This is a genomic window from Flavobacterium dankookense (assembly GCF_004362665.1).
Taxonomy (GTDB): domain Bacteria; phylum Bacteroidota; class Bacteroidia; order Flavobacteriales; family Flavobacteriaceae; genus Flavobacterium; species Flavobacterium dankookense.
Window position 1 is genome coordinate 260,871 of sequence record NZ_SNXR01000014.1, and the last position, 14,251, is coordinate 275,121.

At 32.9% G+C, this 14,251-nt stretch carries 15 protein-coding genes; 13 read left to right on the forward strand and 2 right to left on the reverse strand.

The features are described 5' to 3' along the window. Nucleotides 1-110: 110 nt before the first annotated feature. The 6 genes from BC748_RS09605 (at nt 111) to BC748_RS14385 (ending at nt 3,382) form a co-directional block, all read left to right on the forward strand. Entirely contained in the window at nt 111-986 is an 876-nt protein-coding gene (locus BC748_RS09605; protein WP_133533274.1) for a cell division protein FtsX, read from the forward strand. 43 nt (nt 987-1,029) lie between these two features. Then, nucleotides 1,030-1,266 (forward strand): DUF3098 domain-containing protein, encoded by a 237-nt coding sequence (locus BC748_RS09610; RefSeq protein ID WP_133533275.1) that lies wholly within the window; start codon nt 1,030-1,032, stop codon nt 1,264-1,266. A 96-nt stretch (nt 1,267-1,362) separates the two neighbouring features. Then, nucleotides 1,363-2,160 carry an undecaprenyl-diphosphate phosphatase gene (locus BC748_RS09615; RefSeq protein WP_133533276.1) on the forward strand — a complete coding sequence of 266 codons (798 nt, stop codon included), beginning with the start codon at nt 1,363-1,365 and terminating at the stop codon, nt 2,158-2,160. After that, entirely contained in the window at nt 2,160-2,849 is a 690-nt protein-coding gene (gene truB, locus BC748_RS09620) for a tRNA pseudouridine(55) synthase TruB (RefSeq protein ID WP_133533277.1), read from the forward strand. Before BC748_RS09615 ends, truB begins: the two co-directional genes overlap by 1 nt. Nucleotides 2,850-2,907: 58 nt before the next feature. Further along, nucleotides 2,908-3,072, forward strand: a complete 165-nt coding sequence (locus BC748_RS14195) for a hypothetical protein (protein WP_162846442.1) — start codon at nt 2,908-2,910, stop codon at nt 3,070-3,072. Between the two features lie 100 nt (nt 3,073-3,172). Then, nucleotides 3,173-3,382 (forward strand): type II toxin-antitoxin system RelE/ParE family toxin, encoded by a 210-nt coding sequence (locus BC748_RS14385; RefSeq protein WP_133533399.1) that lies wholly within the window; start codon nt 3,173-3,175, stop codon nt 3,380-3,382. On the opposite strand, the gene BC748_RS09630 is transcribed toward BC748_RS14385, so the two are convergent. Next, a complete protein-coding gene (locus BC748_RS09630; protein WP_133533278.1) occupies nt 3,379-3,972 on the reverse strand; it encodes a thioredoxin family protein in 594 nt (197 codons plus the stop codon). The two genes, BC748_RS14385 and BC748_RS09630, sit on opposite strands and share 4 nt — an antisense overlap. Nucleotides 3,973-4,108: 136 nt before the next feature. Between BC748_RS09630 and pyrH the strand changes: the two genes are divergently transcribed. From pyrH to BC748_RS09660, 6 genes are all read left to right on the forward strand, one after another. Continuing rightward, nucleotides 4,109-4,816 (forward strand): UMP kinase, encoded by a 708-nt coding sequence (pyrH, locus tag BC748_RS09635; RefSeq protein WP_133533279.1) that lies wholly within the window; start codon nt 4,109-4,111, stop codon nt 4,814-4,816. Between the two features lie 79 nt (nt 4,817-4,895). After that, nucleotides 4,896-5,456, forward strand: a complete 561-nt coding sequence (gene frr, locus BC748_RS09640; protein ID WP_133533280.1) for a ribosome recycling factor — start codon at nt 4,896-4,898, stop codon at nt 5,454-5,456. A 91-nt stretch (nt 5,457-5,547) separates the two neighbouring features. Beyond that, nucleotides 5,548-8,040, forward strand: coding sequence for a DUF5686 family protein (locus tag BC748_RS09645; RefSeq protein WP_133533281.1), 2,493 nt, complete (start codon nt 5,548-5,550; stop codon nt 8,038-8,040). A gap of 157 nt (nt 8,041-8,197) precedes the next feature. Further along, the gene (locus BC748_RS09650) at nt 8,198-8,542 is read left to right on the forward strand and encodes a hypothetical protein (RefSeq protein WP_133533282.1); all 345 of its coding nucleotides are present in this window, start codon (nt 8,198-8,200) and stop codon (nt 8,540-8,542) included. Nucleotides 8,543-8,701: 159 nt separating this feature from the next. After that, on the forward strand, nt 8,702-9,001 hold the full coding sequence (locus BC748_RS09655) for a nucleotidyltransferase family protein (protein ID WP_133533283.1): 300 nt from the start codon (nt 8,702-8,704) through the stop codon (nt 8,999-9,001). After that, nucleotides 8,994-9,350: a HepT-like ribonuclease domain-containing protein gene (locus tag BC748_RS09660; protein ID WP_133533284.1), complete on the forward strand. Its 357-nt coding sequence runs from the start codon at nt 8,994-8,996 to the stop codon at nt 9,348-9,350. The genes BC748_RS09655 and BC748_RS09660 overlap by 8 nt, the downstream gene beginning before the upstream one ends. Before the next feature lie 18 nt (nt 9,351-9,368). Here the strand turns inward: BC748_RS09660 and BC748_RS09665 are convergent, their stop codons facing one another. Then, the gene (locus tag BC748_RS09665) at nt 9,369-11,639 is read right to left on the reverse strand and encodes a cation:proton antiporter (protein WP_133533285.1); all 2,271 of its coding nucleotides are present in this window, start codon (nt 11,637-11,639) and stop codon (nt 9,369-9,371) included. A gap of 173 nt (nt 11,640-11,812) precedes the next feature. Here BC748_RS09665 and BC748_RS09670 point away from each other — a divergent pair, with 173 nt between their 5' ends. Next, nucleotides 11,813-14,233, forward strand: coding sequence for an efflux RND transporter permease subunit (locus tag BC748_RS09670; protein WP_133533286.1), 2,421 nt, complete (start codon nt 11,813-11,815; stop codon nt 14,231-14,233). The last annotated feature ends 18 nt before the right edge of the window (nt 14,234-14,251 follow it).

The following is a 14,251-nucleotide window of genomic DNA, read 5'->3' on the forward strand; positions in this document are numbered from 1 at the left end:
TACTAATCGGTGCCAAATTTACGTTTTAAGTAGTAATTTCAAAACTTTAAACAGGATAAACATTTGATTAAACAAATTCTTTATTATTTTTACGGCTTAAATTATTACGTATGTCATCATCATTTGAAAAGTTTCAAAAACGCAGAGTAATCACTTCTTATTTTTCGGTTGTATTGAGCGTATTTTTAGTGCTTTTTTTATTGGGAACTTTGGGTTTATTTGTCATTAACTCGAAGAGAATTTCGGACAACTTTAAGGAAGATATTGTAATGACTATTTTCTTAAAAAGTGAGGCGAATGACTCTATCATTAAAGCGTTTGACGATGAATTGCGAATTGCGAATTTTGCAAAAGATTACACGTATGTAAGCAAAGAAAAAGCGGCAAAGCAACACAAAGATGTTATTGGCGAAGACTTTATGCAGTTTTTGGGTGTCAATCCGTTGCAGAACTCTTTTGATGTTCACGTAAAAGCGGATTATGTAACTAATGATAGTTTTAAGAAAATTGAAACCCGTTTGCGTAAAAATGAGATGATTGCTGATGTTATTTACGATCAACAATTAGTGACTTTGGTTAATGATAATGTGAAACAAATCAGTATGTGGATTTTGATTGTGAGTTGTGTTTTTGCTGTAATATCGGTTTTATTGATTAACAGTTCGATGCGATTGTCCATCTTTTCTAATCGATTTATCATCAAAACGATGCAATTGGTTGGTGCTACAAAATCCTTTATTAGAAAGCCTTTCATCAAAAAAAGCATCATTTTAGGTATGATTGGAGCAGTTCTGGCTGTTGTGGCATTGATTAGCCTGTTGGTATATGTAGATGTTAATTTTCCTGCTTTAGATATATTTAAGGATAAACTATTGATTGGTTGCGTTTTGCTTGGTGTTTTATTACTAGGCGCATTAATTCCTTGGATAAGTACTTATTTTGCTACGCAACGTTTCTTGAATTTAAGAACGGACGATTTGTACTAGATAATAGATGATAGACTGATAGATAATAGACAACTTATACATTATGAAAAATAACGAACACAAACCTGATTTTCTTTTTGAAAAAGCAAATTATACTACCCTTTTGATTGGAATAGCTGTTATTGGAATTGGTTTTATACTAATGTCTGGTGGCGGAAGCGATGATCCAAAAGTTTTTAATGAAGATGTTTTTAGCTTCAGAAGAATTCGATTGGCACCAACGGTTGTGCTTATTGGTTTTGGGATTACTATTTATTCTATTTTTAAGAAGAGTAAATAGTCTTTTTAGAAAACTTAGACTACGTTAGATTGTTAGATAATTTAAAACTAGCTATCTATGAAGTCTAAAAATCTAACCATCTAACTTATCTAATCAATGGATTACATTCAAGCTATTGTTTTAGCAATTATTGAAGGAATTACGGAATTTTTGCCTGTTTCTTCGACTGGACATATGATTATTGCAAGTTCATTTTTTGGAATTGCCCAAGATGATTTTACCAAATTATTTACGATTGTAATTCAATTGGGAACCATTTTATCGGTTGTGGTTTTATACTTCAAACGCTTTTTTCAAACGATGGATTTCTACTTTAAACTTTTGGTTGGATTTATTCCTGCTGTAGTTTTAGGTCTATTGTTAAGTGATTTTATTGATGGACTGCTTGAAAATCCTATAACCGTTGCCATTTCATTAATTATTGGTGGTGTAATTTTACTGAAAGTGGATGATTGGTTTACACCAAAAGAAGAAACCCAAGTGGTAAAAGAAATCAGTTATGGTACTGCTTTCAAAATTGGAATGTTCCAATGTTTGGCAATGATTCCGGGTGTTTCGCGAAGCGGTGCAAGTATTGTTGGTGGAATGTCGCAAAAACTATCGAGAACAACAGCTGCTGAATTTTCATTTTTCTTAGCTGTTCCAACCATGCTTGGCGCAACGGTTAAGAAATGCTATGACTACTACAAAGCTGGTTTTGTATTGTCTGACGAGCAAGTTAATTTATTGATTATTGGCAATGTCGTTGGTTTTATTGTAGCGATGATTGCTATTAAATCGTTTATTGGATTTTTATCTAAAAATGGTTTTAAAGTTTTTGGATATTACCGAATCATTGCTGGAGTTGCTGTGCTGTTAATCCACTTTTTTGTTCAGAAACTAACCATTATTTAATGACTGCCGAAGATTTTCTTGAAGGTCAAATCCTTTTAATTGACAAGCCTTTAACGTGGTCATCGTTTCAAGCGGTGAACAAATTGAAGTATGTATTAAAACGAAAATACGATTTGCCTAAGAAATTCAAAATTGGTCATGCTGGTACTTTAGATCCATTGGCAACTGGTTTACTTATTATTTGCACTGGAAAGTTTACTAAAAAAATAACTGAAATTCAGGCGCAAGCCAAAGAATATACTGGAACCATTGTACTCGGTGCCACAACACCAAGCTATGATATGGAAACTGAAGTTGACGCTACTTTTCCAATCGAACATATTACCGAAGCCTTGCTACTTGAAACTACGAAACAGTTTTTAGGCGAAATCGACCAAAAACCACCTGTTTTTTCTGCCATCAAAAAAGATGGGAAACGATTGTATGAGCATGCTCGCGCTGGCGAAGAAGTTGAAATTGCATCCCGAAAAACTACCATTTACCAATTTGAAATCACCCGAATTGCTTTGCCTGAAGTAGATTTTAGAGTGCAATGTAGTAAAGGAACGTACATTCGTTCTCTGGCTTTTGACTTTGGGAAAGCGTTACATTCTGGTGGTTATTTATCTGCTTTGCGCAGAACAAAAATTGGCGATTATTCAGTTGAAAACGGAATTACTCCTGATGTGTTTGAGAAAACTTTGTTGTAATTTAGTTTTTGAATTCATTTATTTCTTACTTTTACTATTCTTTCAAATTCGTTATTTCATGAAAACGTCGAATAAAAAAACTAAAAATTTGGCAACTCCAGGCAAACCAATGTCACAAGATGAGTTTGTTTCTTTAATAAAAGAGGCAGAAGAAGGAGAATTTATGTCGGAAAAAGAATTTGAAAAAAAATTCAACGAATGGAGATTGCAAAGAAAGAAGTAATTCGTTCTATTTTTTATTTAAAAGACATTCAAGATATTTTTGAATACGGCGAAACTACTTTTGGAGAAAGAGCCGCTCTTATTTTCTATGATGAGCTAAAATTAATTGTACGCAATTTTTAGAAACAAATTATTTAATCCATCCCGAATGTCGTCATTTAGAAACAAAAACTAAAATCTATAGAAATATCATTCTTGGTTCCTATTTAATTATTTATAGAATTAGAGCACAGCGAATTGAGGTTTTAAGAGCTTTTCACGGTAGTCGTTCTCCAAAAATAATCAGGCAAGTTAGAAAAGTAAAAGTCTAACTTACCAAATTCAAAATCTCACGCTGCGTACTCAATCCTTTATCGTGCAAATACCATTTTTGTAATTCGGTTTTTGCTGTTTCGTCAACAACACCATGAGTTGCTTTATAATCCAAAATCAATTGCTTTGCTTCTGTTGGTCTTGGTCCAAAATCACCCAAAACCTCTAAGGTATTTTTATCTAAAACAATCAATTTAGGAATAGATTTGGTTCGATTTGTTAAAAACAAATTCATTAGTTCTTCGTTTTCATCACGGAAAACAATTTTCAAATCTATTTTCTCTGATTGTTCTGCCATTTTATTGATAATGGGAAGAATTTGCGCTGCATCACCACACCAACCTTCGGAAATTACTAACCAAATCATTTCGGAATTGATTTCTTCTAAACGTTTTATATTTTCTGCTGGAACAACCATTGTTTTATCCAATCGGTTCATTCGAACTTCGTTCAACTCGCTGTAATGCGTTAAATCCTCCGATTGTTCGTTTCCTGTTGATTTTCCTTCTTTTAAAAGCGTTGCTACTTGATTTCTGTATTCTTGATACGTATAACTTCTTGCTAAACTTTGGGTAATAATTGAATTCATCTTTCTGTTTGTTTGTGGTGCAAATGTACTAAACGCTTTTTTTTGTTTTTATGATAAATGTTATCAAACATTCTTTTTATCGAATACTTCATAAAAAGAGAATATGTTTATATTTGCATCACAAAAAAACAACGCAATGAAATACAAAAGAATTCTTCTAAAACTAAGTGGCGAAGCTTTGATGGGCGAAAGACAATATGGAATTGACCCAAAACGTCTTGCTGAATATGCCGATGAAATCAAAGCGATTCATGATAAAGGTGTTGAAATTGCCATAGTTATTGGTGGTGGAAATATTTTCAGAGGAGTTGCTGGAGCAAGTAACGGAATGGACCGAGTTCAAGGTGACTATATGGGAATGCTTGCTACGGTTATCAACGGAATGGCACTACAAGGTGCTTTGGAAGAAAAAGGAATGTTGACTCGCTTACAAACGGCTCTAAAAATCGAAGCCATAGCAGAACCTTATATCAAAAGAAGAGCTGTTCGTCATTTAGAAAAAGGAAGAATTGTAATTTTTGGTGCTGGAACTGGAAATCCTTATTTCACCACGGATACTGCAGCAGTTCTTCGTGGTGTTGAAGTTCATGCCGATGTTATTTTAAAAGGAACTCGTGTTGATGGAATCTATGATTCTGATCCCGAGAAAAATGCAAACGCAGTAAAATTCAACAGTATCACTTTTGAAGATGTTATCAAAAAAGGATTGAACGTAATGGACTCCACTGCTTTTACATTAAGTCAGGAAAATGAGTTACCAATTGTAGTTTTTGACATGAATACCAAAGGAAATTTATTAAAAATTTGCAATGGTGAAAACATTGGAACAGTAGTAAAAATATAGAGGTTAACAGGTTATAAGTTTATGAGGTTATTTGCCTAATAAACATTATAAACCAATAAACTTTTAAACTATAAATAAAATGGAAGAAATTGAATTTATTTTAGACAGTACAAAAGAATCGATGATTGGTTCTATTGCACATTTAGAAAAAGAATTTTTAAATATTCGTGCAGGAAAAGCAACACCACAAATGCTTGGTAGCGTTTTTGTTGATTATTATGGTTCTCAAACACCACTTTCACAAGTTTCAAACATCAATATTCCTGATGCAAGAACAATTACAATTCAACCGTATGAAAAAAGCATGTTGCAACCCATTGAAAAAGCGATAATGATTGCTAATCTTGGTTTCAACCCAATGAACAATGGTGACAATATCATCATCAGTGTTCCGCCATTAACGGAAGAAAGAAGACGCGACTTAGTAAAACAAGCCAAAGCGGAAGCAGAAGATGCAAAAATTGGAATTAGAAATGCTAGAAAAGATGCTAATACTGATATCAAAAAACTAGAAAAAGAAGGAACTTCAGAAGATGTATGTAAAACTGCCGAAGATGATGTTCAAAAATTGACCGACACTTATATTAGAAAAGTAGAAGAATTATTGGCAGTGAAAGAAGCCGAAATCATGAAAGTGTAACTATGTTAAATCGATATTAAAATCCGTCTCATTGAGAAGAAATTCAGCGAGACGGATTTTTTTATTGCTATTTTTGTGCAAATTCTTTTTAATGAAATGTCTAATTACCATGCTGTTCTTGTTTTGTGCTTCGCTAAATGCACAAATTCAACTCAATGGAATTATAAAAGATAGTTCGACTAAAAAACCACTTTCCTTTGCCACTATAACTTTAGACAACGGATTTGTTTCCATCTCAGATGTTGACGGAAAATTTAATTTTACTTCTATCGCCAATGTCTCATCATTTGAAGTTACTTACATTGGTTATGAAAAAAGGAAAATAAATATTGACAATACGAGTAAATTTCAAGTTGTTTTGCTTTCGCCAAAAATTGATTTGTTGCAAGATGTGATTATTATAAATGAAAATTTAGCGAATAAAATCATTCAAAAGGCAATTGACAACAAAGACAAAAACAACCCGCAAAAAAAGCTCAACTCTTTTCAATTCAATACCTACAATAAACTTCTTGTTAGTGCAAATCCCGATTCGATTGTTGGGAAAATCGATAGCGTATTTGTTACTACTTCACTAGGAAGAGCTTTTCAAAAAATTGATTCAACCGAGTACAAGTTCAAGCGAATTATAGACAAACAACATCTTTTTTTAGCCGAAAAAGTATCACAATTTCAATTTTCTAACCCAACGTTGAAAGAAACTGTTATCGGTTCAAAAATGGCTGGATTTAACGAACCAATTTATGAGTTTTTTGGATTTAAATTACAATCATTTTCTATTTATGATTCAAAATACGAACTGTTTGAAACAACATATAAAAGTCCAATTGCAGCCAATTCATTGTCGGAATACAAATTCAAAATAAACGACACCATTTCAATAAACAACCGAGAGGTTTTTGTAATTCATTTTAAAAATAAAATCAAACGAAAAGGTCTCGAAGGATTGTTGTATATCGACAGTCAAAATTTTGCCATTGCGAAAGCGGTAATGCGAGTTCGAGGTGTTTTAAACATTACTGGAATTCATGAATTTAGTTATTATCCTGAAAATGATATTTGGTTTCCAACAAAGAAGAACTTCAAAATTATTAAAGGAAAAAGTAAAGAAGCCACCTCAATTCTTGGTGGACGAATAGCCTTTGAAGCCAATTCTGACACCAATGAAAACAAACAAAAAAGAAGTTCCGATTTTACATATTTATCATCAGAAACAGAAGTTTATAACATAGAATTTAATTCGGATATAAAAATCAAAAAATCCTTCATTTCCGTTGATGTAAAAGATAATGCTAGTGATAAACCAATGACGTTTTGGGACAAAAACAGAACCGAAATCCTAGATCAGCGAAGTCTAAAAACATACGAAGTTCTCGATAGTATTGCCGCTAAAAACAACATTGAAAAGAAAATTCGTTTTGGCAGAAAAATAATCAATGGCTATTTGCCTTTTGGTTTTTTTGATATTGATTTAAGACATCTTTTGAGTTACAACAATTTTGAAGGTTTTCGTTTTGGAATTGGCGGTATTACGAACGAACAGTTTTCAAAAAAATACCGCATTGAAGGTTATACTGCTTATGGATTAAAAGACGAAACCTTTAAATACAATTTGGGATTTGGCTCTCGAATTGGCAAATTTTCCAACACTTGGATTGGTGCTTCATTTACTGATGACATTCGAGAAATTGCGAGTACTACTTTTGCTATTGACAAACGTGTTTTCAAATTGTATGATCCGCGACCAATTAACATCAGTACATTTTATAATTATAAAACCTGGCGAACGTATATTGAAACGAAAATCATTCCAAAAACCGAGAGTATTTGGCAATTGAGCTATAGTGAGATCACGCCATTATTTGAATACCAATTCGATTATAATGGAAAAATTTTCGACGATTTTAAAATCACTTCTGCCATGGTTTCGCTGCAATGGAATCCGTTTAGCGATTATATGCAAACACCAAATGGAAAGTTAGAGATTGAAAAACGCTTCCCTAAATTCACGTTTCAGTTTACAAAATCAATACCCGATATTCTAGAAAACGACTTTGATTTTGGTAAAATTGATTTTAAAATTGACTATGAAAAAAGGTATTTGAATGGTCAAAAATCGACAGTTTTAGCACAAATTGGTTATGCTTTTGGCGCTATTCCGATTACCCATTTATATAACACTTCGCCTAACAACTTGACGAAAGACAACATTCTGCAACGTATAACCATTGCGGGTAAAAACAGTTTTGAAACCATGTTTTTTAATGAGTTTTTCTCAAGTGAATTTGCTTTTCTCCAATTAAAACATGGCTTTAAACGAGTTGAAATTTTCAAAAAAGTAAAACCTCAATTGGTCATGGTAACGCGCATGGCTTGGGGAAATTTAGAAAATCCTGAACGTCATATTGGCATCAACTACAAAACTTTGAATGAAGGTTACTTCGAGTCAGGTATTGAACTCAACCAGATTTATAAAGGATTTGGGCTTAGTGGTTTTTATCGCTACGGACCAAATCAGCTTAGCCGACTGGAAGATAATTTAGCTATTAAGTTGAGTTTTATTTTGGATTTGGGATTGGATTGATGGGTTTTGGAGGTTATTGTAAAATACTATTTCAATACGTTATACGTATATTATTTGGCTATTTGGTATAGTTTCGTATATTTGAGTGTTATGTTTCATAGTTTAAGAAACCGCTTTATAAAGAGAAAAGTAATTGAAAAACAGAAAAACAAAATATTTGATTTTAGTTTTATCCATTTTGGGGTTACTTAATTGTTATTGCCAAAATAGTTTTAAAAAAGTTTCATTTGAAATACTTTATGAAGAAAACGACCCTTTGCCGGGAACAAACATTATGGTTAAAAATTCCATACCAATTATTGAAACTCAAAGTGACTTTAATGGTAAAGCAGAATTGAATTTGAATGATTTAAATGTTAATGTTGAATTAAGTTATGGTCCACGTTTTAAATTCAAGTTAATCGAAAATGTTGACTTTATAAAAGTTTACTTAAAAAAAAAGAAAGTAACATATTATTCGAAAAATAAGATTCTGAAAAAGGGCAAACTGAAAGGTTATTGAAAAACTACGAACGCATAACAGCGGTTTCTTGCAATAGCATATTTTAAGCACTAAGGCTTCACAATCAACGCCGAAGGAATATCTGAAAGCTAAAAACCATTTTCGGTAATTATTTCTATGTCTGCAAAAAACGGAACTTTTTTTGACTAACTTTGTTTTATGGGAATTGTTGACAAAAATTTAGAAGACTTAAAAACACTTTGTACAATATACAACGTGGAAAAAATGTATCTATTTGGCTCGGCATCAAATACTAAGTTCACAAAAAAAAGTGACATTGATTTTCTTGTAAAATTTAAATCCATTGAGTTGTCAAAGTATTTTGATAATTACATGGACTTCAAGGAAAGATTAGAGAAATTATTTGGACGTGAAGTTGATTTAGTTGAAGAACAAACTTTAAGAAACCCAATATTAATTAACTCAATCAATAAATCTAAAGAACTTATTTATGGATGAAAGAATTCTTAAGTGGTTTTATGATATCAAAATATGTATTGACGAGATTGATAGTTTTTTCCAACATGAAGAAAAGGATTTTTTCAAATACAGAAATAACGTAATGCTTAAAAGAGCTGTCGAGAGAAATCTTGAAATTATTGGTGAAGCCGTAAACAGAATCATCACACGTGATAATCTGTTTAGCCAAAGAATCAGCAATGCAAAAGCAATTATTGGATTAAGAAATCAAGTAATTCACGCTTACGACAATATTTCTGACGAAAATATATGGTCAATACTAACAAACCATCTTCCGAAATTAAAACTCGAAGTTGATATGTTAATCCAAGAAAACGAAAACAATTAATCAACTCCTAGAAAAAAATTAAGGCTTCACTATCAAAGCCGAAGGAATATCACTAAGCCAAGTTTCTTCTTCATCAACGATTTTTTTCCAGCTTTCTAGACTAACCACTATCAAATCTTGCTTTTCTAATAAAGGTTTGTTGAGTTTTCCATACTCCACGATTTGCAAGTTATTAGCATATTTTAATTTTAGACCTGCAACTGCATTTTCAATGATGAAATTGTTTTTTCGCTGACCTTCATTTTCAATGATGGTAACTTTAGTATTGTTGTTAAAAATCAATCGTTCGGCATAATCAAAAAGAAACGCATCGCCAATACTCATAATCGGAATGGTTACGTTTTCTACTTTCTTCAAATCTTTATCAATCAAAATTCCCAGCGGTGTTTTTGATTTTGAAATAATCAATCGCGTTCTATCGTCAAAAGGCGAATTTTCAAAAAGCCCTTCTTTTCCAGTGAATTTATCCAACAATCGATCTGGGTTTATAAATCGAGATGTGAAACCTAAAACGCGTCCGAGAATCGTTCCTTCAAAAATGGATTTTCCTAAACCAACCAACAATAAATCATATTCTCCTTTTACAGAAACATCAACAATATCGGTTTCAATGTCGTTGGTTGCCTTGAAAATAGTAGTTATTTTTTGATTTAAAACTTTGGACTCGTTTATGATGGGTTCAAAAGCCTCAGTTTCATATTCTTCTAAATCGTAAGCATGCAATTCATCACTCGACGAAAAATGCATAGCAGTAACTAGTGTTGTTTCCGTTTGTTTTTTGACCAAACTGTTTGCTAATCGCAGTAATGATTTGCCTTTTTCATTGTTCCCAAAAGAAATCAGCACTTTATAATCCGAATTGTTTTTAACATCGGAAGGAATAAAAACATCTTTTGATTTGAATATATAATTGATAATATCCAACGCTGGACCAGTCATAAAAGTAGTAACCAATGCCATGATAACCATCATCGTGAAGACTTTTGGCGAAAGCACACCGAGTTCATAGCCAATATTCAAAACAACCAATTCCATCAATCCACGCGTGTTCATCAACGCACCAATGGTTAAACTATCGCGCCAATTTTGACCCACAAATCGCGCTGCCAAAGCACTTCCAAGAAACTTTCCAATAACGGCAACTAAAATGATATAACCTGTTATTTTCCACAAATAAGGTTCGTTGATTAAACCAATTTCTGTACGTAAACCCGTGAAAACAAAGAAAAGTGGCAACAATAAAATTACGGCTACATCTTCTACTTTTTCGATAAAAATATTTCTAAACTTAGCACTTTCGGGCATAATTGCTCCAGCCATAAAAGCACCAAACAACGCATGAATTCCAATGACTTCGCTCAAGTATGCCGAGACAATTACGGTTAAAAAGAAAATAGCAACTACGGGTTTATTCAAATTTTCTTTGTTGGCATACAAATCACCAATACGTTTTAAAAACGGTTTTACCACAAAAAGCATCGCCAACACAAAAAGCATTGCTAAAGCAATAATGTAGAGCGAACTGACAAAACTTCCGGCTTTTACAATGGCAATTACAGCAGCTAACAAACACCAAGCTGTAATATCATCGGCGGCAGCACAAGTGATTACAATCGTTCCTAATCGGGTTTTATGAATACCTCGTTCTTGTACAATTCTGGCTAAAACTGGAAACGCCGTTATGCTCATGGCTATTCCCATAAACAATCCAAAAGAGAGAAACTCAACACCTTGTGGAGCAAATTCGTGATAGATGAAATACGATAATCCAATCCCAAGTGCAAACGGAATTACGATACTCGCATGACTGATTACAACGGCATCATTGGCTTTGTTTTTCAATACTTTCAAATCCAATTCCATCCCAATAACATACATGAAAAGTATCAAACCAACTTGACTTAAAACTTGAAGATTTCCTAGCGAAGCCACAGGAAACAGCGACTGGTTTAAATCGGGAAAATACAATCCAAAAAGCGATGGTCCAAGTGCAATTCCCGCAATAATTTCTCCAATAACTGTTGGCTGACCAATTTTTCTAAAAATCCAGCCAAAAATTCGAGCAACCAAAACAATCGTAATGATTTGCATCAAAAGTAATGCTACTGGATGTTGCAAATTGTGAAAAAGTGATGATAAAAACTGTGTCCATTGTGTATCATTTGAAGATGGAGAAACTATTTTTCTACCTACTTCAAGTAGTTTTCCTTGTTCAACAATCCAGTACATCAAAGCCGTAAAACCTCCTGTTACTAGAATATAAAATATAGTGTTTTTTAAATTCCTCATACTTTTTAAATCGCCTCACAAATATGAGAAAAAGGAATGTTATTTTCTAAAAAATTAGAATAAATAACGATTCATTAATTTTATGTAAAAACAAATTAAAGTTAAGTCAAATTCTTTCTAAAAAAGGAGTGTTTTTTGCCGTTTTGATTACCTTTGCAACCCATTAGGATTTTATGAAAAAATTGTTAGGTATTGGTTTTTGGGAATTTATTGCGAGAGTAATTCTTAGAAACCGAATTGTCATTCTTGGTTGTATTGTTTTAATCACCGTTTTACTGGCTTTGCAGTGGAAATCAATACGATTTACACAAACCGAAGCCAACTTAATTCCACTAGACGATAAAGTAAATGTAGATTATCAAAAATTCCTTGATTGTTTTGGCGAAGAAGGAAACTTAATTGTTATTGCTACAAAAGATAAAAAGCTTTTTACCCCAAAAGTATATCAAGCTTGGAGCGAATTGATGCAAACCATTCAATCGAGTAAAGAAGTTAGCTTGGTCGTTTCGGTGGATAATTTGCAAAAATTGGTTAAAAACGATTCGCTAGAAACCTTTGAATTAAAACCTTTGGTTGACAAAAATAAAATTCAAGACGAAGCCTATTTAACTCAAATTCAAAAAGATTTATTCAGCAAAATGCCTTTTTATGAAGGATTGTTGTTTAACAAAAAATCGGGAGCTATTCGTTCGGCAATATATTTGGACAAAAAAATTGTCAATACCAAAATCAGGAAAGATTATGTTTTAGAAAAACTAATTCCTGCTATTGAAAACTTTACCCAAAAAACCAATATTGAGCTTCATACTTCTGGAATGCCTTACATCCGAACATTGAATGCTAAAACTATCATTGACGAAATTGGTCTGTTTATTGGTGCCGCATTGTTGATTACTTCGTTGATATTTTTCTACTTTTTCAGGTCGTTTAGAGCAACATTAATTTCGTTAATCATCGTGATTATTGGCGTTATGTGGTCGTTTGGAATTATCGCTGGCTTGGGTTATGAAATTAACGTTCTTACGGCTTTGGTGCCAACATTGGTCATTGTTATTGGTATTCCAAATTGTATTTTCTTCATCAACAAATACCATCAGGAATATTACAAACATGCTAATAAAGCAAAAGCGTTGCAACGCGTTATCACGAAGACAGGAACAGCTACTTTAATGACTAACATAACGACAGCTGTTGGATTTGCTACATTTATTGCTACTAATAATGATTTGTTGAGAGAGTTTGGAATTGTAACAACCATCAATATTTTGGCGATTTATTTGTTGTGTTTATTGATTGTACCTATATTTTTTAGTTATATTCCACCGCCAATTCCGAGACATCTTGGCCATTTGGAACGAGAATCGTTGACTTCGTTTTTAAAATGGATTGTCAATACAGTAAAATACAACCGAGTTGGTGTTTATGTTACGGCCGTTTGTCTTTTGGCTTTTGGAATTATCGGAATTAATAAAATAAAAGTTTCTGGTAGCATCATCGAAGATATGCCTAAAAACACGACTTTTTTTGATGATATTCGTTTTTTTGAAAAAGAATTTGATGGCGTAATGCCTTTAGAAATCATGATTGACACCAAACGAAAAAATGGTGCGATGAAACTTTCCAACCTTCGTAGAATGGAAGAATTGGAACAAACCATCATGGACGTTCCTGAGCTTTCAAAGCCATTATCGGTTGTAAATATTGCCAAAAGTTTTAACCAAGCTTACTACAACGGAAATCCTGAATATTATAGTTTGCCTTCATCACAAGAAGAAATATTTTTATTGCCTTACATTAAAAATTCACTGAAAAATTCTAAAGAAAATCAGTTGAAAAGTTACATTACTGCTGATGGAAGTGTAGCAAGAATGACCACTTTTATCAAAGATGAAAATGGTGAAAAAATGGAATCTATCGAAGCACACATTCGTAATAAAGTTAATAAATTGTTTCCATCACCACGATATGAAGTTATCATCACAGGAAAACCTTCTGTATTTCAAAAAGGAACTAAATATCTGTTAGACAATTTATTATCCTCATTATTATTTGCTTTTGCCTTGACTGGCGGATTGGTTGCTGTTATGTTCCGATCGCTAAAAATGGTATTGGTTTCTATCATTCCTAATTTGTTGCCATTACTGATGACTGCAGGTTTGATGGGCTTTTTAGGCATTCCTTTAAAACCGTCAACGTTATTAGTTTTTGGAATTGCTTTTGGAATGTCAGTGGATGATACACTTCGATTTTTAGCACAATACCGATTGGAATTGGCACGAAACGATTGGAAAATAAAAAAATCAGTCTTTGCCACCTTCAATGATGCTGGAATTAGTATGTTTTACACGTCAATCGTACTATTTTTCGGGTTTTCGGTGTTTATGCTTTCAAGTTTTGGCGGAACAGTTGCGCTTGGCGGATTGGTTGCATTAACTTTATCCTTCGGAATGTTGTCAAATTTAGTTTTATTACCGTCATTGGTATTGACTTTGAATAAAACGTTGGCAAATCAGCAAGAATTACCAGAACCGATAATCGATATATTAGAACAAACCGATGAAGCAGTCGATGCTTTAGAAAAGAAAAATAAATAATTTATATTTGCGATTGGA